At 58.2% G+C, this 22,727-nt stretch carries 15 protein-coding genes; 5 read left to right on the plus strand and 10 right to left on the minus strand.

The annotated features are described in order from the left end of the window. Positions 1 to 2: 2 nt before the first annotated feature. Genes rplW through rpsJ form a run of 4 tightly spaced genes read right to left on the minus strand, consistent with a single transcriptional unit; the run spans position 3 to position 1,923 of the window. Positions 3 to 314 carry a 50S ribosomal protein L23 gene (gene rplW / locus L6966_RS07960; protein ID WP_083090717.1) on the minus strand — a complete coding sequence of 104 codons (312 nt, stop codon included), beginning with the start codon at positions 312 to 314 and terminating at the stop codon, positions 3 to 5. Next, entirely contained in the window at positions 314 to 937 is a 624-nt protein-coding gene (gene rplD / locus L6966_RS07965; protein ID WP_237224799.1) for a 50S ribosomal protein L4, read from the minus strand. Before rplD ends, rplW begins: the two co-directional genes overlap by 1 nt. Before the next feature lie 6 nt (positions 938 to 943). After that, on the minus strand, positions 944 to 1,600 hold the full coding sequence (gene rplC, locus L6966_RS07970) for a 50S ribosomal protein L3 (protein WP_083090715.1): 657 nt from the start codon (positions 1,598 to 1,600) through the stop codon (positions 944 to 946). A gap of 14 nt (positions 1,601 to 1,614) precedes the next feature. Further along, positions 1,615 to 1,923 (minus strand): 30S ribosomal protein S10, encoded by a 309-nt coding sequence (rpsJ, locus tag L6966_RS07975; protein WP_068169589.1) that lies wholly within the window; start codon positions 1,921 to 1,923, stop codon positions 1,615 to 1,617. Between the two features lie 513 nt (positions 1,924 to 2,436). On the opposite strand from rpsJ, the gene L6966_RS07980 reads away from it, so the two are divergent. From L6966_RS07980 to L6966_RS07995, 4 genes are all read left to right on the plus strand, one after another. Continuing rightward, positions 2,437 to 5,634: a hypothetical protein gene (locus L6966_RS07980; protein ID WP_237233172.1), complete on the plus strand. Its 3,198-nt coding sequence runs from the start codon at positions 2,437 to 2,439 to the stop codon at positions 5,632 to 5,634. Positions 5,635 to 5,743: 109 nt separating this feature from the next. Next, a complete protein-coding gene (locus tag L6966_RS07985; RefSeq protein WP_237224801.1) occupies positions 5,744 to 6,787 on the plus strand; it encodes a Bug family tripartite tricarboxylate transporter substrate binding protein in 1,044 nt (347 codons plus the stop codon). Continuing rightward, positions 6,784 to 7,350: a tripartite tricarboxylate transporter TctB family protein gene (locus tag L6966_RS07990; protein WP_237224802.1), complete on the plus strand. Its 567-nt coding sequence runs from the start codon at positions 6,784 to 6,786 to the stop codon at positions 7,348 to 7,350. The genes L6966_RS07985 and L6966_RS07990 overlap by 4 nt, the downstream gene beginning before the upstream one ends. After that, complete coding sequence (locus tag L6966_RS07995; protein WP_237224803.1) at positions 7,350 to 8,861, plus strand: tripartite tricarboxylate transporter permease; 1,512 nt, start codon at positions 7,350 to 7,352, stop codon at positions 8,859 to 8,861. Before L6966_RS07990 ends, L6966_RS07995 begins: the two co-directional genes overlap by 1 nt. A 182-nt stretch (positions 8,862 to 9,043) precedes the next feature. On the opposite strand, the gene tuf is transcribed toward L6966_RS07995, so the two are convergent. From tuf to rpsL, 4 genes are all read right to left on the minus strand, one after another. Next, a complete protein-coding gene (gene tuf / locus L6966_RS08000; RefSeq protein WP_083090710.1) occupies positions 9,044 to 10,234 on the minus strand; it encodes an elongation factor Tu in 1,191 nt (396 codons plus the stop codon). 195 nt (positions 10,235 to 10,429) lie between these two features. Next, the gene (gene fusA / locus L6966_RS08005; protein ID WP_083090709.1) at positions 10,430 to 12,544 is read right to left on the minus strand and encodes an elongation factor G; all 2,115 of its coding nucleotides are present in this window, start codon (positions 12,542 to 12,544) and stop codon (positions 10,430 to 10,432) included. A gap of 77 nt (positions 12,545 to 12,621) precedes the next feature. Continuing rightward, entirely contained in the window at positions 12,622 to 13,092 is a 471-nt protein-coding gene (gene rpsG / locus L6966_RS08010) for a 30S ribosomal protein S7 (RefSeq protein ID WP_135012878.1), read from the minus strand. Beyond that, positions 13,092 to 13,466 (minus strand): 30S ribosomal protein S12, encoded by a 375-nt coding sequence (rpsL, locus tag L6966_RS08015; protein ID WP_237224804.1) that lies wholly within the window; start codon positions 13,464 to 13,466, stop codon positions 13,092 to 13,094. Before rpsL ends, rpsG begins: the two co-directional genes overlap by 1 nt. A gap of 506 nt (positions 13,467 to 13,972) precedes the next feature. On the opposite strand from rpsL, the gene L6966_RS08020 reads away from it, so the two are divergent. After that, complete coding sequence (locus tag L6966_RS08020) at positions 13,973 to 14,878, plus strand: shikimate dehydrogenase (RefSeq protein ID WP_237224805.1); 906 nt, start codon at positions 13,973 to 13,975, stop codon at positions 14,876 to 14,878. Positions 14,879 to 15,016: 138 nt separating this feature from the next. Here L6966_RS08020 and L6966_RS08025 read toward each other — a convergent pair whose 3' ends face one another. Both L6966_RS08025 and rpoB read right to left on the minus strand, forming a co-directional pair. Beyond that, positions 15,017 to 18,907 carry a DNA-directed RNA polymerase subunit beta' gene (locus tag L6966_RS08025; protein ID WP_083090705.1) on the minus strand — a complete coding sequence of 1,297 codons (3,891 nt, stop codon included), beginning with the start codon at positions 18,905 to 18,907 and terminating at the stop codon, positions 15,017 to 15,019. 69 nt (positions 18,908 to 18,976) lie between these two features. After that, complete coding sequence (rpoB, locus tag L6966_RS08030) at positions 18,977 to 22,477, minus strand: DNA-directed RNA polymerase subunit beta (protein ID WP_083090704.1); 3,501 nt, start codon at positions 22,475 to 22,477, stop codon at positions 18,977 to 18,979. Positions 22,478 to 22,727 lie beyond the last annotated feature (250 nt).

Below are 22,727 nucleotides of genomic sequence, written 5' to 3' on the forward strand. Positions count from 1 at the left end.
GCCTATGCAGCCGGACCGCCGAAGAGGTCGATTGAACCTTCCTTGAGGGTTACAATCGCGCGCTTGGTGTTCTTACGAGCACCCCAACCGAAACGGGTGCGCTTACGCTTGCCCGGGCGGTTAGCGGTGTTGATGGAAGCAACCTTGACATCGAAGATAGTCTCGATGGCCTGCTTGATTTCCAGCTTGTTGGAGCGGGGATCAACGAGGAAGGTGTACTTACCTTCGTCAAGCTGACCGTAGCTCTTTTCAGACACGACGGGAGCGATAATCACGTCGCGGGGATCCTTGAAAGTTGAGGTGGTAACAGACATTACTTAGCAGCCTCTTTCTTTGCCTTGGACGCAAGAGCGACGAATACGTCGTAGGCATCCTTGGTGAAGATGACGTCGTCTGAGATCAGAACATCGTAGGTGTTCAGCTGATCTGCGTAGATGACGTGCACGTTCTCCAGGTTGCGTGCTGACAGTGCTGCCAGGTCGTCCTTGCGGTCGATGACAACAAGTGCATTCTTGCGGCTGGTGATCTCTGCGATTGCTGCCTTTGCTGCCTTGGTGGAGGGCTTGGTGCCTTCAACCAGGGTTTCGACAACGTGAACGCGGTCGTGACGGGCACGATCTGAGAGAGCGCCGCGAAGTGCAGCTGCGATCATCTTCTTGGGGGTCCGCTGGGCGTAGTTGCGCGGGGTCGGGCCGTGGACGATGCCACCGCCGGTCATGTGGGGGGCACGGATTGAGCCCTGACGTGCGCGGCCAGTACCCTTCTGCTTGAAGGGCTTGCGGCCGGCGCCGGAAACTTCGCCGCGGGTCTTGGTCTTGTGGGTTCCCTGGCGAGCTGCTGCGAGCTGGGCTACTACTACCTGGTGGAGCAGGGGAATAGATGCCTGAGCGTCGAAGATATCAGCGGGCAGGTCTACCTTTACGGTCTTGACAGCCATGGTTGATTAGGCTCCCTTCACAGCGGTGCGAACCAGAACAACGCCGCCCTTAGGACCGGGGATTGCGCCCTTGATCAGAAGAACATTGTTTTCGGTATCTACACCCTGAATAGTGAGGTTCATGGTGGTGTGGCGTGCGGCACCCATACGGCCTGCCATGCGCATACCCTTGAAAACACGTGCAGGGTATGATGCACCACCGATTGAACCGGGCTTGCGGTGGTTCTTGTGGGCACCGTGTGATGCGCTGACACCTGCGAAGCCGTGACGCTTCATAACACCGGCGAAACCCTTACCCTTGGTCTTACCTACAACGTCAACCTTCTGGCCAGCTTCGAAGAGTTCAACGGTCAGTTCCTGACCGAGTGAGTACTCAGCAGCATCAGAGGTGCGGACCTCAACGAGGTGACGGCGAGGGGTTACACCTGCCTTTTCGAAGTGGCCGGCAAGGGGCTTGGTTACCTTGCGAGCTTCGATGGCACCGAAACCAATCTGGATAGCTTCGTAGCCATCGGTTTCAGTGGTGCGCAACTGGGTAACAACGTTGGAATCGGCCTTGACGACAGTAACGGGTACGAACTTGCCGTTTTCGTCCCAGACCTGGGTCATGCCAAGCTTGGTGCCCAGCAGGCCCTTAACCTGGCGCTCGAACTTGTTAGTCATTTAGATGCGATCCTCTACAGCTTGATTTCGATGTTTACGTCTGCCGGAAGGTCAAGACGCATGAGGGCATCAACAGCCTTGGGGGTCGGATCAACGACGTCGATCAGACGCTTGTGCGTGCGCATTTCGAAATGCTCGCGGCTGTCCTTGTACTTGTGAGGCGAACGGATAACACAGTAAACGTTCTTTTCGGTGGGCAGCGGCACGGGGCCAACTACCGTCGCGCCTGCACGCGTAACTGTCTCAACGATTTTCCGAGCTGAAGAATCAATGACCTCGTGGTCGTATGACTTCAGACGGATGCGGATTTTCTGTCCCGCCATCTGTCGGACTCTCTTTCTTGTCTACTTCCCTGTAACGGAGCAAGTGCTCCTTTATCTGGCGCTTGAGGTAAAGGTTTGAATCCTCAAATCTTTTGCGCCACCTCCGTAGGCTGAATCCGGCTATTGCCGGGTTCCTCACCCTACCGAGGCACCGACCCCCGAACTCGGGCGTGTCGCATATTTGCCAGGGCAAAAAGGCGCGCACTTATCCCTCGAACTGATCGATTGGGTCATATTTGGGCTTACCCTCGCCTCCATCTAGAACGATGACACGGCTATATACAGTGGGTAAGCGCTTGAACAACGTATCCCATCTTGCCAGAGAAAATAGAGGTTATCAAGAATTTTTCTGCTTTGTGCCCATTCCCACACTGATTGAGGCCTCTTCAAAAGTGGTTTTGTGGGCACCATCCACCACACCCACCCATAGTTTCGCTCTGTCCAGGCTCTTCAACTAGCATGAAGGGTATGAGCTCACAGCTATCTTCGCCCAAGCGAAACCCCAGAAGGTTCATGGAAAACCTTTTTCTCAACATTGGCTTGTACATAGGTAGCCTCTTTGTTATCAGCGCTGCGGCCCTGCTCGTCAATTCTGTAGCTACTGCACCACAGCAAATTCTTTTGCTCATGATGCTCACCCTTTTAATGTATGCCACAGGTCTTGCCACCTACCGCTACGTACGCAAGTTGAGGCTGGCGTCCTATTCCTTTACCGCCACGGGCCTTGCCCTCATCCCCTTCTGCGGTGTTGCAGTGTACAACCTCATATGGCCCTATTCTGGCGCTCTCCTGTGGCTCATAGTTTCCATCATCGGAACGGTAGCGGTATTCGGGGGGCTAGCCTTGATGCAGGCGCGTGTGATGAGCTACCTGGCCCTGGCCTACATAGTCTCTGACGTTTTGGCTGTCTCCAAGACCATGCAGGTCGGCCTTATTTGGTACTTCGTTGCCCTCCTGCTGGTCGCGACCCTCATAGCTTTCTATCTCAAGTTTCGAGCTGACCGGCTCCCCACTCCAATCGCCGCGGGATTCCTTGATGGCTCACGGGTTTTCGTTCCGGGTACGGTTGCTGCAACCCTGCTGGCCGTCTCACTAGAGTATTGGGAAGTCAGCATCATCGCGGCCCTCGCCACCGCCTACGCTGTTTCTTTCATGGATCAGCGCCCCGCCTGGCTCTACTACCTACAGGCTCGCCTCTACTCGCTGGTTGCTGTTGGTGCGCTGTCCCTCTGGGGTGGCACCCAGGCCGACTCGTCCGTGTTCATGTATGCGCCACCTGCACTGCTTCTCATCGCAACCTCTCTTGTGCTGCTGTATGTCAGGCTGCCCCGCCTGCCCTGGAGGGTGGGCATCGATGCTGCCGTAACCTGGCTACTGGCCCAACCGTTTATGGGCCTATCACTCCTAGCCCTCGCTCATGAGAGCCGCTCCCACGCCACTTTCTTCGAGACCTCCCCCCTCTTTTCACCTTTAATCTCAGTATCCAAGCTAAGCGACCACCTCATCATAGGTCTGCTGTGTCTCGTTGATGTCATCACCCTTGGACTGCTGGCAATGCGCACCCGCTGGAGCCGCTACCTGCCGTTTATAGCACTGGCACTCACCTGGTGTGTCTTCTTTGTGCTCCCTCCTATCCCCCTTGTTGCCACTGCTACGGCACTGGGTCTGCTCTGCATCCTCGCCCCCCGTACCGATGCCTACGCAAGCACCCCCGATGGGAGAACTTCAACCGGGTACTCACCCGTCCGCTGGGCACAGGCAGGCACCTTGCTTTTCACCGCTACTGGAATACTTGCCCTTGAACTCCTCCCCGGTTCTCCCCGCTACCTAGCTCTGATTCTTTTGAGTGCTGGTATGGCTACAAGCCACCTCATCGCTGAGCTTGACATCAGACGGAGCGTCAACTGGTCCCGCCAAAACCTCCCCGGAATTTTCACCCCTCAGACCGTCACTTTCTTTGCCTTGCTCGCACATGCTTTCGCAACCGTCGTAGTGCTCACCAGCACCGTGTCCCTGCCCAGCACCGCCTTGAACCGCAGCCCCGAAAGCGTCCTGGTAGTCCACGCAGCCGGGCTCGGGGCCATGATAGGGCTGGCCCATGCTGCCGCTCTGCTGACCCTTGAGCGAGCTCTCATTCAGAAAACAGCTGTTTATGACGGTAGACGCCCGGGCTCGGCAGAGCCTCTGGGCCTGCTCCTAGTCTTTTATATCTTTGTAGCTATTTGCATGCTAGCGTTCTCGACGCCTTTTGAGCTCAAGAACGAGCTCCTGGCTCTTGCCCTGGCAGCTGTCGGCCCCGTGGTACTTCTGGCTATCACCGGGCGCGCGCTCCGCCCCCACCTCATGGTAGTGATTAGGATCTATGCGGTCTACGCTGTTTTACGCATGCTTTTCGCGCTGGACCTGGAGCCTTCGGCCTTCACTCTCACCTTCCTCAGTCTCGTGGCCTTCATGTCGCTCACATCGTTGCTGCTTATTCGCAACAGGCCACACAATGAACACAGGGCTGAATACGTCACCGGTCTCGTCTGTGGTTGGGGCTCAGCTACTGTTGGTCTGATGCTCCTTGATACGGCCTGGAACCCCTACACTGCAATCGGTTCACTGGTTCTCATAGCACTAGCCCTTGCATGGATTGTCGCACAAAGATTGCAGACTGTTTTGGCCATGCAGGCAACGCTCATAGCCACCGGCCTGACCATCGGCCTGTTTACCCTACTGCGGGGGCTCACCTCGGCAAGCGACACCTTAGTCTCGCTTGCTCTCACCCTGCTCATTATGGCTACCACCAAGGGCTGGTCAGGAGCTATTCCCGCAGTTGAGCCCCTCTCACCTACTGTCCCTGCAATAGACCCAGCTGGCACCCCGCACCAGAGCCGCACTCCGGAACCAGACCCGCTGGGCCGCTGGGGCTACCTCCACAACCTGGCGATGGCGCTCACGGGACTTATCATCAGCTCTTTCACCGGAGGGTTTGTCTATTTTACTGCCGAGGACACCTGGCTGGCTGTGGTCGCTTCCGTGCTGCTGACAGCGGGCTGGTTCCTACAGGCTCCTCCCAGGCTGCGCTCCTACGTGTTAGTCTTTGGCCTCAACGCCGCCATCCTGCGCCTGCTAATCAGCAGCGTAGCTAATAACCACTTCTTCTACGTCATCCAGTGCCTTGTTCTCAGTTCCTCCCTACTCGCTCTCATCTCTCTCCGAGAAGTACTGCCCACCTTCATGCGCCCGGCTAGGAGCGCCTCAGCCAGTGGCTCTGACCGGGGTATCGCGCCCGGTGCCCTGCTTTTCTGGATTGCTTTCACCCTGCAAGCCATCTTCACCCTGCTGTGGCTACCGGTCGCTCTCAGCTCTTTGAGCACTCCCGATAAGGTTTTGATGCTTCTGGTGACTGGTACGGTAATCGGCGCTTCTGCCGTAGCTGGCAAGCGACTAGCACCCATTTTGGCGACAGCACTCATCACCATTCAGCTACTACAGCTACTGGGAGGACTGAGCATATGGTCGCTATTCCTGGTGGGCTTCGCTCTTATCGGCCTAGTGGTCTGGCGACTTCTGGCTCGCTCGGACGACGACAGCCCCGGCGAAACCCGCACCGAAGCACCCGCCCTCACCCCGGTGCAACAGCAATCGGCACCTTTGCCCCAGCAACAGGTTACACCCCCTACCGACCCCAACCAGGGCCCAATAATTCCATGGGCACGAGGCTAAGCTCGCTCGTAGCAAACCCCTACCACCGACCAATACAAAGCCTGCTTATTGTAGCGCAAGCCACCCAAACTCCTATAATCTAAGTCACACACATTTATTTGGAGTTTGAATGAAACCAACACACACACCGCACGATACGGTTTCACCTGCCACTCAGGGAATCCGTATCAGCAAACCACAATCTACAGCGCTTCGCGTACTCGGTGCGCTCCTTGCTGCAGCATCCATCGGAACTGCAAGCCTAGCGTCCTACCTCTCAGCAGACGAGGGAACGGACCTCTCATCTAACCTCACCATCATCGCCCCGGCCGCAGCCGGCGGCGGCTGGGACACTGTAGCCCGCGAAATGCAGCAGGCTCAACGCGCCAACGGTATCGTCAATAACACCCAGGTCGTCAACATGCCAGGTGCTGGCGGCACCATCGCCCTCTCCAACCTGGGCGCCATGGCAGGAGACCCCACCACCCTCATGGTCGGCGGCACCGGCCAGCTCGCCGCAACCATTCAGTTTGATACTGACACCACCTACGAAGACGTCACTCCCCTTGCAGTAACCGTTGAAGAACTAGACGTTATCGTGGTTCCAGCCGACTCCCCCTACCAAAGCCTCGATGAACTCATGGCAGCCTGGAAGGCTGATCCCGGTTCAGTCCCCTGGACGGGCGGCGGCTCCTTTGACCGCCTAGTAGCAACAGAAATGGCGATGGCCGCAGAAATTCCCGTTTCAGAGATGATTTACGTAAACTCAGACGGCGGCGGTGAGGCAACAGCGGCCCTCCTCAACGGCACGGTCGCAGCGTCAGCCTCAGGCTACCCAGATTCCATTGACCAAATCGAATCAGGCCGCCTCCGAGCCCTGGCAGTTGTTGCCCCTGAGCGTATCGAAGGTGTTGATATTCCTACCACCGTTGAACAGGGCTATGACGTAACCATGAGCAACTGGCGTCTAATCGTCGCCCCCGGCGATATCAGCCCAGAAGAAAAAGCCGCCCTTGAAGACATTGTTCGCCAGACCGTCGAAACCCCCGAGTGGGACGCCGCGATTGAACGCTACAACTGGAACGAAAACCTGGTCATGGGCGACGAGCTTACAGCCTTTCTCACCGAAGAACGTGACCGCATCGAAAAAGTGTATGAGGAGCTAGGACTATGAGCGCACCAGCACTGCCCAGCGCACCGCATCCGGTCAATCTAGGGCGTGAGCTACTCATGCCAGCTATCCTGTTGGCCCTCGCAGCCTACCTGGGGTACGGGATGCTCACCATGGACGTACCCGATTCAGTCACCTTCCCCGGCCCCCGCTTCTTCCCTCTCATCATCACCCTCGGCCTGGTCGTTCTCACCCTCGTAGATATCGCAGATATCTTCCGCCGAGCATCCCTCTATAAGAGACAGGTGGCAGCTAGCGCCGCCGAGACCGAACTAGCCTACACGGCGCCTATCATGGTGACAGCCCCAGAGCCCACCAAAGCACTGGACCACCGGTCCCTGGCCTGGGTTACACTCGGTTTTCTCTTCTTCGCCCTGACCCTGCCCTACACAGGCTGGGTCATCGGAGCGGGCCTGCTCTTCTGGTGCGTTGCCCGCGGCTTCGGCGCGACCCGCCCCCTCTTTTCGCTGGTCGTCGGACTGACCGTCAGTTCCTTCGCCTACATCATGTTTGACATGGTTCTGGGGCTCTCGCTGCCCTCAGGCCTGCTAGGAGGTAGCTTCTAATGGAAGCCCTATCACTACTTGCTGAGGGTTTCGCTGGAGCCCTCACCCTAGAAAACCTTTTCTGGGTCGTCCTCGGCTGCCTCTTGGGCACCGCCGTGGGCGTGATGCCCGGCCTCGGTTCCTCCATGGCCGTCGCCCTGCTCCTTCCCGTCACCTTTGCCCTTGAACCAACCGCTGCCTTCATTATGTTCTCCGGTGTCTACTTCGGCGGACTTTTCGGTGACTCCACCATGGGCATCCTGATGAACACTCCCGGGCAGGCATCTGCTATCGCCTCGACCTTCGAAGGCCACCGCATGGCTAAGAACGGTCGGGCAGCCCAGGCCCTAGCGGTCGCCGCTATCGGTGCCTTCATCGGCGGTTTTGTCTCGTCCATCGTGGTCGTCTTCGCCGCTCCCCTACTGGCGGACTTCTCCACCAACTTCGGCCCCGCAGAATACTTCGCCCTGGCCCTCTTTGCCTTCATCGCTACGTCCTCAGTGGTCACTGACTCCGCGATTCGCGGCCTGCTCTCCCTGCTCATGGGTCTTGGCATCGCCGTCATCGGTATTGACGGGGTCACCGGTGTCCCACGATTTACGATGGGATCAACCCATCTCTTTGACGGGGTCTCGCTCGTGACGGTCACCGTTGCGGTTCTTGCTCTGGGTGAGGTCATTCACCAGGCAGTTGTTGCTCGTCACCACGCCGCTGGTCGGATGATTCGCCCCAAGGGACGCCCCTGGCTGAGCAAGGCAGAACTCAAAGAGGCCGCCCCCGCCTGGGCACGCGGAACCGCCATCGGGCTGCCCTTCGGTGTAATCCCGGCAGGCGGAGCTGATATACCTACCTTCTTGGCCTACGGTACCGAGCGCCGCCTGGATGCCCGCCGCAAGAACCCCCAGTTCGGTAAGGGCGCCATTCGTGGCCTGGCAGCGCCAGAAGCAGCTGGCAACTCCACCACCGGCATGGCCATGGGTGCCCTCCTGGCGCTGGGCCTTCCCATCTCAGCAACCGCTGCCATTATGCTCGGTGCATTCCGCCAGTACGGCCTGCAGCCTGGCCCCCTGCTCTTTGAGCGGGCTCCCGAACTGGTCTGGGCTCTCTTGGCGAGCTTCTTTATCGCCATGATTGTGCTTCTGGCAATCAATCTGCCTTTTGCTATGCTCTGGGCCAAGCTACTCCTGATTCCCCATCAATACCTCTACGCAGGCATCACAGTTTTCTGTGGCCTGGGTATCTACGCGGTCTCAAACTCAACCTTTGATCTGCTTCTGGTACTGGGCATCGGCATCGTCGGCTTTGTGATGCGCATGAACGACTACCCGCTCGCCCCGCTCATTATCGGTATGGTGCTTGGGCCCCTGGCAGAAACCAGCCTGCGTGATGCTCTTACCGCCTCGAACGGTGACTACTCGGTGCTGGTCTCAGGGCCGATTGTTCTTACCCTCTACGCTCTCTTACTCCTTGTGCTTGTTTTGACAGGTATCAAAAAGGTACGCGAGAACCGATCCTCCTCAACCGCTCGCTAGTAAACCCCTCCATCACAGAACAGGGCTCGGGGCCGGTAGCCTTACTGCTACCGGCCCCGAGCCCTTCTCGCTTGAGAGTTTAAAATCAAAAAAGAGGCTGGCCCCGCAGGTAACTCTGCGGGGCCAGCCTTCTATCGCCCTCCGCTAGCTACTAGCAGGAGGCCAGATCAGAAGTAAGAGCCTTACTTGAGAATCTTGGTAACGCGACCTGAACCAACGGTGCGGCCACCTTCGCGGATTGCGAAGCCGAGGCCCTCTTCCATTGCGATTTCCTGGATGAGCTCAACGGTCATCTCAGTGTTGTCGCCGGGCATAACCATTTCGGTGCCCTCAGGAAGGGTGATAACACCGGTAACGTCGGTGGTACGGAAGTAGAACTGGGGGCGGTAGTTCGAGTAGAAGGGGTTGTGGCGGCCGCCTTCATCCTTGGAAAGGATGTAGACGTTAGCCTCAAACTGGGTGTGGGGGGTGATTGAGCCGGGCTCAACAACAACCTGACCACGCTCTACGTCGTCACGCTTCAGACCGCGAAGCAGCAGACCACAGTTCTCGCCTGCCCAGGCTTCGTCGAGCTGCTTGTGGAACATCTCGATACCGGTAACGGTGGTCTTCTGGATGGGGCGGATACCAACGATCTCAACTTCGGAGTTGATCTTCAGGGTACCTCGCTCGGCGCGACCGGTAACAACGGTACCGCGACCGGTGATGGTGAAGACGTCTTCGATGGGCATGAGGAAGGGCTTGTCCTTCTCACGAACCGGATCGGGAATGAAGTTGTCAACCTCGTCCATGAGCTCTTCGATCTTAGCAACCCACTCAGCGTCGCCTTCGAGAGCCTTCAGAGCGGAAACGCGAACAACGGGAGCGTTGTCACCGTCGAACTCCTGTGAGGAGAGCAGTTCGCGAACTTCCATTTCAACCAGGTCGAGCAGTTCCTCGTCCTCAACCATGTCTGACTTGTTCAGTGCGACAAGCAGAGTGGGAACGCCAACCTGGCGAGCCAGCAGAACGTGCTCGCGGGTCTGAGCCATGGGGCCGTCGGTGGCAGCAACAACGAGGATTGCGCCGTCCATCTGAGCAGCACCGGTAATCATGTTCTTGACGTAGTCAGCGTGGCCGGGGGCGTCAACGTGTGCGTAGTGACGCTTCTCGGTCTGGTACTCGATGTGAGCGATGTTGATGGTAATACCGCGCTGGCGCTCTTCAGGAGCGGAGTCGATCATACCGAAGTCGCGCTGCTCGTTCAGGTCGGGGTACTTGTCAGCCAGAACCTTGGAGATTGCAGCGGTCAGGGTGGTCTTACCGTGGTCAACGTGACCGATGGTACCGACGTTTACGTGAGGCTTGGAGCGCTCGAACTTAGCCTTAGCCAAGAGTATTCCTCCTATAGAGAAGATTTGAGAACCTGCACTCGGTTTGACACACCGGCGCACTCCGCCGTAAAAGGCGGTCTAGCTACCACAATAGCGGATAAAGCCGGTGGGGCGAAACCCAGAGGCGGGTTCGTGTACTAGGTTTTTTGAAAAGCGGTGCGGCTCACACTTGGGTGAGCCGAACCCGGGTGAGTATTACTCGCCGCGGCTCTTCTGGATGATTTCGTCAGCGACGTTCTTGGGAACCTCAGCGTAGCTGTCGAACTCCATGGAGAAGACCGCGCGGCCCTGGGTCTTTGAACGAAGGTCACCGATGTAACCGAACATTTCTGACAGCGGCACAAGAGCGTTAACAATCTTGACGCCCGCTGCGTCCTCCATGGACTGAATCTGGCCACGGCGTGAGTTCAAATCGCCGATGACGTCACCCATGTAATCCTCAGGGGTACGAACTTCAACAGCCATCAGGGGCTCCAGCAGGACGGGAGCAGCGCGGCGTGCACCTTCCTTGAAGACCATTGAACCAGCAATCTTGAAGGCCATTTCTGACGAGTCAACATCGTGGTAGGCGCCATCAATCAGGGTTGCCTTGACACCAACAACGGGGTAGCCAGCGAGGATACCGAGCTGCATTGCGTCCTGGATACCGGCGTCAACGGAGGGGATGTATTCACGGGGAACACGACCACCGGTGACGACGTTGTCGAACTCGTAGAGCTCTTCAGCATCGAGAGCGATGGGTTCGAAGGAGACCTGAACCTTCGCGAACTGACCGGAACCACCGGTCTGCTTCTTGTGGGTGTAGTCGACCTTCTCAACCTTCTTGGTGATGGTTTCACGGTAGGCAACCTGGGGCTTACCCACGTTAGCCTCAACCTTGAATTCGCGCTTCATGCGGTCAACGATGATGTCGAGGTGGAGCTCGCCCATGCCGCCGATTTCGGTCTGGCCGGTTTCTTCGTTGAGTGAAACGGTGAAGGTGGGGTCTTCAGCGGAGAGCTTCTGGATTGCGGTTGACATCTTCTCCTGGTCACCCTTGGTCTTGGGCTCGATAGCCACGAAGATTACGGGGGCGGGGAAGGTCATGGATTCCAGAACTACGGGGTTAGCAATGTCGCAGAGAGTGTCACCGGTGGTGGTGTCTTTCAGACCGATTGCTGCGTAGATGTGCCCTGCCTGAATTTCTTCAACGGGATTCTCCTTGTTGGAGTGCATCTGGAAGAGCTTACCGATGCGCTCCTTCTTACCCTTGGTGGCGTTGAGAACCTGCTGGCCCTGCGCTGCCTTACCGGAGTAAACGCGGATGTAGGTCAGCTGACCGTAGAAGGGGTGGGCTGCAACCTTGAAGGCCAGAGCTGCGAAGGGCTCGTCAGCTGAAGGCTTGCGGGTTACTTCAACCTCTTCGTCAGTGGGAAGGTGGCCAATCATCGCGGGAACGTCCAGCGGTGAGGGCAGGTAGTCGAGAACTGCGTCAAGCATGGGCTGCACGCCGCGGTTCTTGAATGCTGAGCCACAGAATACGGGGTAGGCTTCGTTAGCAACGGTGAGCGCGCGTACGCCTTCCTTGATTTCCTCGATGGTCAGATCGCCCTCTTCGAGGTACTTTTCCATGAGTTCTTCTGAGGCTTCAGCAGCGTTTTCGATGAGTTCAGCGCGGTACTGTTCAGCCTTTTCCTGGAGGTCAGCAGGAATTTCCTGAATTTCGTATGAAGCACCCATGGTCACGTCGCCCTTGGAGTCGCCGGGCCAGACGTAGGCCTGCATGGTCAGCAGGTCAACGACACCGATGAAGTCGTTCTCGGCACCGATGGGCAGTTGCATGACGAGGGGCTTAGCACCCAGACGCTTGATGATGGTGTCTACGGTGAAGTAGAAGTCTGCACCCAGCTTGTCCATCTTGTTGACGAAGCAGATGCGGGGTACCTCGTACTTGTCAGCCTGACGCCACACGGTTTCAGACTGGGGCTCAACGCCCTCCTTGCCGTCGAACACCGCAACAGCGCCGTCGAGGACGCGCAGTGAGCGCTCAACCTCAACGGTGAAGTCAACGTGGCCGGGGGTGTCAATGATGTTGATCTGGTTGTTCTTCCAGAAGCAGGTGGTTGCTGCGGAGGTAATGGTGATACCGCGTTCCTGTTCCTGAGCCATCCAGTCCATGGTGGACGCACCGTCGTGGGTTTCACCAATTTTGTGGTTGATACCGGTGTAGAAGAGGATGCGTTCGGTGGTGGTGGTCTTACCGGCGTCAATGTGCGCCATAATACCGATGTTGCGGACCTTGTTCAGGTCGGTTAGCACGTCTAGTGCCACTTTGTTCTCCCTTGTGAGAAACTCCGAAAGCCTGCCGTTATGCACCTATGTAATAACGGCAGGCTGTCGAATGAAAATTACCAGCGGTAGTGTGCGAAAGCCTTGTTGGACTCGGCCATCTTGTGAGTGTCTTCGCGACGCTTCACAGCGGCACCGAGACCGTTGGATGCATCCAGGATCTCGTTCATGAGACGCTCGGTCATGGTCTTCTCGCGGCGGAGCTTGGAGAAGCCAACGAGCCAGCGCAAAGCCAGCGCGGTTGCACGGCCTGCACGAACTTCGACGGGAACCTGGTAGGTCGCGCCGCCCACGCGGCGTGAGCGAACCTCGAGTGAAGGCTTGACGTTGTCCATTGCCTTCTTGAGGGTTACTACGGGGTCTGCGCCGGTCTTCTGGGCAACGCCTTCGAGAGCACCGTAAACGATGCGCTCAGCGGTTGACTTCTTGCCGTCCAGCAGAACCTTGTTGATGAGCTGGGTAACCAGCGGTGAGCCGTAAACGGGGTCGTTTACGAGGGGACGCTTAGGAGCGGGACCCTTACGAGGCATTACTTCTTCTCCTTCTTTGCGCCGTAGCGTGAACGAGCCTGACCGCGGCCCTTAACGCCCTGGGTATCCAGTGCGCCACGTACAATCTTGTAACGAACACCGGGGAGGTCCTTCACACGACCACCGCGAACGAGCACGATGGAGTGTTCCTGAAGGTTGTGGCCCTCACCGGGGATGTATGCGGTAACCTCGACGCCGCCGTTGAGCTTAACACGTGCGACCTTACGCAGTGCTGAGTTCGGCTTCCTCGGGGTGGTGGTGTATACACGGGTGCATACGCCACGCTTCATGGGGTTGCCCTTAAGTGCGGGCGCCTTGGTCTTAACGACCTTGGATGCACGGCCCTTACGGACCAACTGCTGAATTGTAGGCACTTGTTCTCCGTTTGGTATCGGTGGCCCCGTTAGGGGCTACCGGTTTACTTGCCTTCTGTCACTTGGGATAAGCGCAAAAGAAAATCTCTCTGACTTAGCAGGAGCCCAGACACAACAAAAAATGGCATTTAGGCCTCAAGATCGCTGATCGGGCTGAGTGCCCGGACGAACAAGGCCAAAGGACGGTGTCCATTCTGCCATTGGTTCTTATGTACTGCTCAGAAATACATTACTTGAGATGTGCTCTGTGCGGGCAGTAGATACTACTGCTAAGTACTCCAGATACTACTGTAGCCCATGAGGGTGGCTTAATCTACCCTTGTTTAGATCCACTGCGGCTTAAAAGCCCTTAAATTAGGTGATGTCGGGCACTCAAGCGCGAGCTGACCGCTCTCGTCCTGCTCTTTGACAGCTGCCCGCCTGATTTTTGGGGCAGGCAAGCTAGTCTCGCCGCTTTGTTTCTGGTAGAACGGAAGAGCCGGATGCCTCTAGAGGAAGAAGTAAGTGTGAGCACCCCTGAAGAGTCTTACCTGGTTGGGCTGCTGGGTAGCGGCATCACCACCTCCCTCACTCCCCCGCTGCACGAGTTCGCAGCTGATCGGGCTGGTATCCGTTATCTCTACCGGCCCATTGATATAGAGACTTTGGGTCCGGCACGACGGGCTGCGAACGCAGTACCTGTGGGAGAGCTGCTGCGCTGGGGCCTGGATTTGGGTTACAACGCCTTCAACATTACCTTCCCCTACAAGCAGGCTGTGCTAGAGCACCTCGATGAAGTCTCGGACGCCGCAGCCCGGCTTGGAGCGGTCAATACAGTTATCGTCCGCGAGGCTAAAATACTGGGTTACAACACGGACGTGACCGGCTTCGCCTCTGCCCTGACCCAGGGCCTGGCACCCAGCCCCGGCGACCTTACAACCGTCACCCAGCTGGGGGTCGGTGGAGCTGGATCCGCTACCGCCGACGCACTGCTCAAGCAGGGGGTAGAAGAACTCCTCCTCTTTGACAGTGACCATCAGCGTACCCAAGCCAAAGCGACCCAGCTTGCCGGGCTCTACCCCGGCGCCAGCGTCCGGGCCCTAGCCGCAGAGCAACTACCGGCTGCCCTGGCCCGTTCCCGGGGGCTGGTCAACGCCACCCCCATCGGTATGCACCATCACCCAGGTAGCCCACTGCCGCTCAGCCTACTCCACCCAAACCTCTGGGTGGCAGATGTTATCTACCTGCCCCAGAACACCGCGCTGATTAAGCAGGCGCGCACACTCGGGTGCCGGGTACTACCCGGTGGCCTCATGGCCGTTGGCCAGGCAGCCGATGCCTTTGAACTCATCACCGGGATCCGCCCCAATGTCACCGACCTGCTGGCCCACTTTGAAACCCTACTGGTAGCTAGGGGCAATCAGCTACCCTAGCCAGGCCCGTCTCTGTTCCCCCTACTCATCGGACGGCGAACGCCCTCATCAGCTACCTACTCACGACAAAGGGCGTTTCCTCACCACTGCGGTGGGGAAACGCCCTTTAGCTCGCCCTAGGGGACTACCTCTTGCGGCTTACTTTCCGAACTCGTAGTCATCCAGCGGAATCGCCTGGAACTCTGGGCTAATAGCACCCTCGTTGGTCTCAGCGTAGCTGAAATCGTTGTAGGGAGTCGCGGTCTGAGAGAAGAGAGCCTCACGGGCCTCGTCTGTGGGTTCAACCTCAATATCGTTGTACCGAGCCAGGCCGGTACCTGCGGGGATGAGTTTACCGATGATGACGTTCTCCTTCAGGCCGACCAGCGGGTCATCCTTACCTTCCATCGCGGCCTGGGTGAGCACACGCGTGGTTTCCTGGAAGGAGGCGGCAGACAGCCAGGACTCGGTAGCCAATGATGCCTTGGTGATACCCATCATCTCGGGGCGGCCCGACGCGGGGCGCTTACCCTCAGCTACGGCTGCACGGTTAGCGGTCTGGAAGGCGATGTTCTCAACCAGCTCACCGGGGAGCAGCTTGGTGTCGCCGGAGTCAATCACGGTGATGCGGCGTAGCATCTGGCGGACGATAACCTCAACGTGCTTGTCGTGGATGCCCACACCCTGTGAGCGGTAGACGCCCTGGACCTCGTCCACCAGGTGCTTCTGAGCCTCACGGGGGCCGCGAATACGCAGAATCTCCTTGGGGTCAACGGCACCGGAGACCAGCTGGGTACCGACGGTGATATGGTCACCCTCAGCAACTTCCAGGCGGGCACGGCGTAGAACCGGGTAGGCAACGGGGTCATCTCCGTTGTCGGGGGTGACAATGACCTTGAGGGACTTGTCGGTGTCTTCAATCGAGACCCGGCCGGTTACCTCAGAAATCGGGGCAACACCCTTGGGGGTGCGGGCCTCGAAGAGCTCCTGAATACGGGGCAGACCCTGGGTAATATCATCAGCCGACGCGACACCACCGGTGTGGAAGGTACGCATGGTCAGCTGGGTACCGGGCTCACCGATGGACTGAGCCGCGATAATACCAACGGCCTCACCAATATCAACCAGGTTGCCTGAGGCCATGGAACGGCCGTAGCAGAGAGCACAGACACCAACCGCTGACTCACAGGTCAGAACGGAGCGGACGCGAACCTCTTCGATACCGGCTTTGAACAGGTCGTCAATGACGATATCTGATATATCAGCACCGGCCTCAGCAAGTACGGTGCCGTCTTCAGCGGTCACGTCAACAGCCAAGGCACGGCCGTGAATGGAGGATTCGACGTTCTCGTGCAGGGTGACCTTACCGGCTTCGTCAGTCTGGGTCAGGGGCAGGGTCAAACCACGGCGGGTGCCGCAGTCGTGCTCGCGCACGATGACGTCCTGCGAAACGTCGACCAGGCGACGGGTCAGGTACCCCGAGTTAGCGGTACGTAGCGCGGTATCAGCCAGACCCTTACGAGCACCGTGGGTAGCGATGAAGTACTCCAGAACCGACAGGCCTTCACGGTAAGAAGACTTGATGGGGCGGGGCATAATCTCACCCTTGGTGTTAGACACCAGACCACGGATACCGGCAATCTGACGGACCTGCATCCAGTTACCGCGAGCACCAGAAGTCACCATGCGGTTGATGGTGGTGTTCTTCTCGCCCAGGTTGGCCTTCATGGCTTCGGCGACCTCGTCGGTTGCTTTAGTCCAGATGTCAATCAGCTCGGTGCGGCGTTCAACGTCGTCAATCAGACCCATAGCGAACTGGGACTCGATGTTGGCTGCCTGCTCCTCGTAGCCTTCCATAATAGCGGGCTTGCTGGGTGGAGCTGCAATATCGGTGACCGCAACGGTCACGCCGGAGCGAGAAGCGTAGTAGAAGCCTGTGTTCTTGAGGGCGTCAAGGGTCTTGGCGACTACGTGCATGGGGTACTTTTCAGCCAGGTCGTTGATGAGTGCGCCCAGTGACTTCTTGTCGGCGATACCGGTGTACCAGGGGTAGTCGGCGGGCAGGGTCTCGTTGAAGATGACCTGACCGACCGTGGTGTCAACCAGTACGGGGTCGCCGGGTTTGTAGCCTTCGGGAGCCTCCCAGCCCTCGTAGGGTACAAAGTCGTCAAGCATGATCTTGACCTTGGTGTAGAGCTCAATCTCGTGGCGGTCCATAGCCATGATGGCTTCCGCGTAGGACGAGAACAGGCGGCCTTCGTTCTTCTCACCATCGCGGGGAGTGGTGAGGTGGAAAAGACCGATGATCATGTCCTGGTCAGGTACAGCAACGGGGCGGCCGTCTGAGGGCTTCAGGATGTTGTTCGAGGAGAGCATCAGGATACGGGCCTCAGCCTGAGCCTCGGGTGACAGGGGCAGGTGGACTGCCATCTGGTCACCGTCGAAGTCAGCGTTGAAGGCTGAACAGACCAGCGGGTGCAGCTGGATAGCCTTACCTTCGACCAGCTGGGGTTCGAAGGCCTGAATACCCAGGCGGTGCAGGGTGGGTGCACGGTTCAACAGCACGGGGTGCTCGGTGATAATCTCTTCGAGAACGTCCCAGACCTGGGGGCGGAAGCGCTCCACCATGCGCTTAGCGCTCTTGATGTTCTGGGCGTGGTTGAGGTCAACCAGGCGCTTCATGACGAAGGGCTTGAAGAGCTCCAGAGCCATCTGCTTGGGCAGACCACACTGGTGCATCTGCAGGGTGGGGCCACCGACGATTACGGAACGACCTGAGTAGTCTACGCGCTTACCGAGCAGGTTCTGGCGGAAGCGGCCCTGCTTGCCTTTGAGCATGTCAGAGAGGGACTTGAGGGGGCGGTTACCGGGGCCGGTGACGGGGCGGCCGCGACGGCCGTTGTCGAAGAGGGAGTCAACAGCTTCCTGGAGCATGCGCTTTTCGTTGTTGACGATAATCTCGGGGGCACCGAGTTCCAGCAGACGCTTGAGGCGGTTGTTGCGGTTGATGACGCGGCGGTAGAGGTCGTTCAGGTCGGAGGTCGCAAAACGGCCACCGTCAAGCTGCACCATGGGGCGCAGCTCCGGCGGGATGACGGGAACGTAATCCAGCACCATACCGAGCGGTGAGTTATCGGTGGTCAGGAAGGCGTTGACGACCTTGAGGCGCTTGAGGGCGCGGGTCTTCTTCTGGCCCTTGCCGGTCTGGATAATCTCTTTGAGGGCCTCGGCTTCGGCCTCCATGTCGAACTTTTCAAGGCGCTTCTTGATGGCCTCTGCACCCATGGAGCCTTCAAAGTACATGCCGTACTTATCGACCATACCGCGGTAGAGGGCCTCGTCGCCTTCAAGGTCGGCGACCTTAAGGTTCTTGAAACGGTCCCAGACGCGCTCAAGCTGCTCAATTTCACGCTCGGCGTTCTTACGGACGGAGGCCATCTGGCGCTCTGAGGCATCACGCAGCTTGCGCTTCTCAGCAGCCTTGCCGCCTTCAGCCTCAATACGAGCGAGTTCCTCTTCGGTTTCGCGGGCAATCAGGTTGATATCGGCGGCCAGCTGGTCTTCGAGAGCCTTCTTGTCGCGATCGTGGGCAGCCTGCAGGTTGGGCAGGTCCTCGTGGCGGGCTTCTTCGTCCACATGGGTAATCATGTAGGCGGCGAAGTAGATAATCTTTTCCAGATCCTTGGGGGCCAGATCCAGCAGGTAGCCCAGGCGGGAGGGAACACCCTTGAAGTACCAGATGTGGGTCACGGGAGCAGCCAGCTCGATGTGGCCCATGCGCTCACGGCGCACCTTAGCACGGGTCACCTCTACACCGCATCGCTCACAGATGATGCCCTTGAAGCGGACGCGCTTGTACTTACCGCAGTAGCATTCCCAGTCGCGGGTGGGGCCGAAGATGCGCTCGTCGAAGAGGCCTTCTTTCTCGGGCTTGAGGGTTCGGTAGTTGATGGTCTCGGGCTTCTTAACCTCGCCGTAGGACCAGTCCAGGATGTTCTGGGAGGTCGCTAGGCCAATACGCATCAAACCAAGTGAAGATTCGTTGGACATTGGGTCCTTATCTCTTTCCTAGTATTTAGAAGTCTTGTGTAAACAGATGAGGGAACCGTACAGGCCGGTTTAGACCTCTTCAACAGAGCTGGGCTCAGCGTGAGACAGGTCGATGCCCAGGTCATCTGCTGCACGGAAGCCTTCGTCTTCTACATCGCGCATCTCGATGGTCTTACCGTCGGTTGAGAGCACCTCAACATTCAGGCAGAGGGACTGCATTTCCTTGATCAAGACCTTGAAGGACTCGGGGACGCCCGGCTCGGGGATGTTCTCCCCCTTGACGATAGCCTCGTAGACCTTCACGCGGCCGTGGACGTCATCGGACTTGACGGTCAGGATTTCCTGCAGAGTGTAAGCGGCACCGTAAGCTTCGAGCGCCCACACTTCCATTTCACCAAAGCGTTGACCACCGAACTGGGCCTTACCGCCCAGGGGCTGCTGGGTAATCATGGAGTAGGGGCCGGTGGAACGCGCGTGAATCTTGTCGTCCACCAGGTGATGCAGCTTAAGGATGTACTGGTAGCCAACGGAGACCGGCTCGGGGAAGGGCTCACCGGAGCGGCCATCGAGCAGGCGGGCCTTACCTGAACGGTTGATCAGGCGGTCGCCGTCACGGTTGGGGTTGGCGTGATCGAGTAGCTCGAAGAGTTCCTCTTCACCGGCACCGTCGAACACGGGGGTTGCGACGCTCGTGGGGCCGGTCTCCTTGGGGAAATTGTGAAGCTTGTCGAGCCAGGCGGGGTTACCTTCAATCTTCCAGCCCTGCTTGGCCAGCCAGCCGGTGTGAACTTCGAGTACCTGACCGATGTTCATGCGGCCGGGCACGCCCAGCGGGTTGAGGATGACATCAACGGGGGTGCCGTCTTCCATAAAGGGCATATCTTCGATGGGAAGAATCTTGGTAATGACGCCCTTGTTACCGTGGCGGCCTGCCAGCTTATCGCCCACGGTAATCTTGCGCTTCTGCGCAACGTAGACGCGGACCAGCTGGTTAACACCGCTGGGCAGATCTTCGTCGTCGTTTTCGCGGTCGAAGATACGGACGCCGATGACGGTACCGGACTCACCGTGGGGAACCTTCAGGGAGGTGTCACGGACTTCGCGGGACTTTTCACCGAAGATAGCGCGGAGCAGGCGCTCTTCGGGGGTCAGCTCGGTCTCGCCCTTGGGTGTAACTTTACCGACCAGGATGTCGCCGGCCTCAACTTCGGCACCGATGTGGATGATGCCGCGCTCGTCGAGGGCCGAGAGCACCTCTTCAGAGACGTTGGGGATGTCGCGGGTAATCTCTTCAGCGCCCAGCTTGGTATCACGGGCGTCGATTTCGTGCTCTTCAATGTGAATTGAGGTGAGTACGTCATCAGAGATCATGCGCTGGGAGAGGATGATACCGTCCTCAAAGTTGAAGCCTTCCCACGACATGTAGGCAACCAGCAGGTTCTTACCGAGTGCCAGTTCGCCCTTGTCGGTTGAGGGGCCATCAGCAATCAGGCTACGCTCTTCAACGCGGTCACCCACCTTGACCACAACGCGGTGGTTGTAGCAGTTACCGGGGTTGGAGCGCTGGAACTTGAGGATGGGGTAAGAGGTGCTGGTGCCATCGTCGTTACGGACGATCACCAGGTCAGCTGACACCTCAGAGACCACGCCGGCCTTCTTAGCGACCACGGAGTCACCGGAGTCAAGCGCTGCGTAGCGTTCCATACCGGTACCGACCACGGGTGCTTCGGATTCGAGCAGAGGAACCGCCTGGCGCTGCATGTTAGCACCCATGAGTGCTCGGTTAGCGTCGTCGTGTTCCAGGTAAGGAATCAGAGCGGTTGCCACCGACACCATCTGGCGGGGTGAAACGTCCATGTATTCAATGTCTGATGCATCGACCAGAACCGCTTCACCTGAACCATCGCCTGCGCGGCAGAGAACCTGGTCTTCGGCGAAGGTCATGTCGGCAGTCAGGGGCGCGTTGGCCTGGGCAATAGTGTTGCCCTTTTCGTCGTCAGCGGTCAGGTATTTGACCTCGTCGGTGACTTTGCCGTCGCGGACGATGCGGTAGGGGGTTTCGATGAAACCGAAGGGGTTGATACGGGCATAGGTTGCCAGCGAACCAATCAGACCGATGTTGGGACCTTCAGGGGTTTCGATGGGGCACATACGGCCGTAGTGGGAGGGGTGGACGTCTCGGACTTCCATGCCCGCACGGTCGCGGGAGAGGCCGCCGGGGCCCAGTGCAGACAGACGACGCTTGTGGGTCAGCCCAGCCAGCGGGTTGTTCTGGTCCATGAACTGGGAGAGCTGCGAGGTGCCGAAGAACTCCTTGATGGAGGCAACAACCGGGCGGATGTTAATCAGGGTCTGAGGGGTGATGGCCTCGACGTCCTGGGTGGTCATGCGTTCGCGGACGACGCGCTCCATACGGGAGAGGCCGGTGCGAATCTGGTTCTCAATCAGCTCGCCAACGGCGCGGATGCGGCGGTTGCCGAAGTGGTCGATGTCGTCAACGTCAACGCGGATGTCAACGTCCTGGCCGTCGCGCACACCCTTGACGGTGGTGCCACCTGCGTGCAGGGTGACCAGGTAGCGAATCATGGCCGCAATGTCGTCCTGAGACAGCACTGCTGCTGAGGGGTCGTTGACGGGGGTGTCGGTACCCAGTTTGCGGTTCACCTTGTAGCGGCCGACCTTTGCCAGGTCGTAGCGGCGGGGGGTGAAGTACATGTTGTCCAGCAGATTCTGGGCAGCTTCGACCGTGGGGGGTTCACCCGGGCGTAGCTTGCGGTAGATGTCGAGCAGGGCCTCTTCGCGGGTCTGCACGGTGTCTTTTTCGAGGGTGGCGCGAATGGAGTCAAATTCGCCGAATTCATCTAGAATCTTGGACTCTGACCAGCCCAGGGCCTTGAGCAGAACGGTGACGGACTGCTTGCGGCGTCGGTCTAGGCGCACGCCGACCTGGTCGCGCTTATCAATTTCGAGTTCGAACCAGGCACCGCGAGAGGGGATAATCTTAGCCGAGTAGATATCTTTATCGGAGGTACGGTCGGCGGTCTTTTCGAAGTAGGCACCAGGTGAGCGAACCAGCTGGGAAACAACAACGCGCTCGGAGCCGTTGATCACGAAGGTGCCGGACTCGGTCATGAGAGGGAAGTCGCCCATGAACACGGTCTGCTGTTTGATTTCGCCCGTGTTGTTGTTCATGAATTCGGCCTTGACGTACAGCGGGGCTGAGTAGGTCGCGTCGCGATCTTTACACTCTTCCATGGTGTACTTGGGGTCAGCAAATTCGGGCTCGGAGAAAGACAGGGACATGGTTCCCTGGAAATCTTCGATTGGGGATATTTCTTCGAAAATGTCTGCCAGGCCGGAGGTCTGGCTGACGGAGGTATCACCGGTTTCGGCTGCGGCAGCAGCTTTGGCTGCCCAGCGTTCGTTACCGACCAGCTGATCGAAGCTGTCGAGCTGGAGCGCAAGCAGGTTGGGTACCTGCAGGGGCTCAGCAATTTTTGCGAATGAGATTCGGTCTTGCGAACCTGCGCCGTTAGCGGCTTCATTATGAGAGGTGCTCGAGGCGACCAAGATTGGATCCTTCCACAGACATGTCTGTTGCTACCCGCTCCCCCACCAGGGGCGGCACGCTCAAGGACCCATTAAGCAAAGAAAACTAGCCGGGGGAAGCACCTGTGCCGTGCTGTGATTGTGACTAGATTGATGTTCGAGGGTACTGGGGCGTACTAAGACCTGTTACAACCTGCCCACCGCTATATGAAGGCACAGAAGATTAGGGAAGCGCAAATATTCATGTTACAGCAAGCAGAACTTCTTGTCC

The sequence above is a fragment of the Rothia nasisuis genome (genome assembly GCF_928381405.1).
GTDB classification, from domain to species: domain Bacteria; phylum Actinomycetota; class Actinomycetes; order Actinomycetales; family Micrococcaceae; genus Rothia; species Rothia nasisuis.

What these genes read in the sequence shown, in the direction of transcription:
- rplW (WP_083090717.1), bottom strand. Translation starts at nt 314, where the DNA reads ATGTCTGTTACCACCTCAACTTTCAAGGATCCCCGCGACGTGATTATC.
- rplD (WP_237224799.1), bottom strand. Translation starts at nt 937, where the DNA reads ATGGCTGTCAAGACCGTAAAGGTAGACCTGCCCGCTGATATCTTCGAC.
- rplC (WP_083090715.1), bottom strand. Translation starts at nt 1,600, where the DNA reads ATGACTAACAAGTTCGAGCGCCAGGTTAAGGGCCTGCTGGGCACCAAG.
- rpsJ (WP_068169589.1), bottom strand. Translation starts at nt 1,923, where the DNA reads ATGGCGGGACAGAAAATCCGCATCCGTCTGAAGTCATACGACCACGAG.
- L6966_RS07980 (WP_237233172.1), top strand. Translation starts at nt 2,437, where the DNA reads ATGGAAAACCTTTTTCTCAACATTGGCTTGTACATAGGTAGCCTCTTT.
- L6966_RS07985 (WP_237224801.1), top strand. Translation starts at nt 5,744, where the DNA reads ATGAAACCAACACACACACCGCACGATACGGTTTCACCTGCCACTCAG.
- L6966_RS07990 (WP_237224802.1), top strand. Translation starts at nt 6,784, where the DNA reads ATGAGCGCACCAGCACTGCCCAGCGCACCGCATCCGGTCAATCTAGGG.
- L6966_RS07995 (WP_237224803.1), top strand. Translation starts at nt 7,350, where the DNA reads ATGGAAGCCCTATCACTACTTGCTGAGGGTTTCGCTGGAGCCCTCACC.
- rpsG (WP_135012878.1), bottom strand. Translation starts at nt 13,092, where the DNA reads ATGCCTCGTAAGGGTCCCGCTCCTAAGCGTCCCCTCGTAAACGACCCC.
- L6966_RS08025 (WP_083090705.1), bottom strand. Translation starts at nt 18,907, where the DNA reads ATGTCCAACGAATCTTCACTTGGTTTGATGCGTATTGGCCTAGCGACC.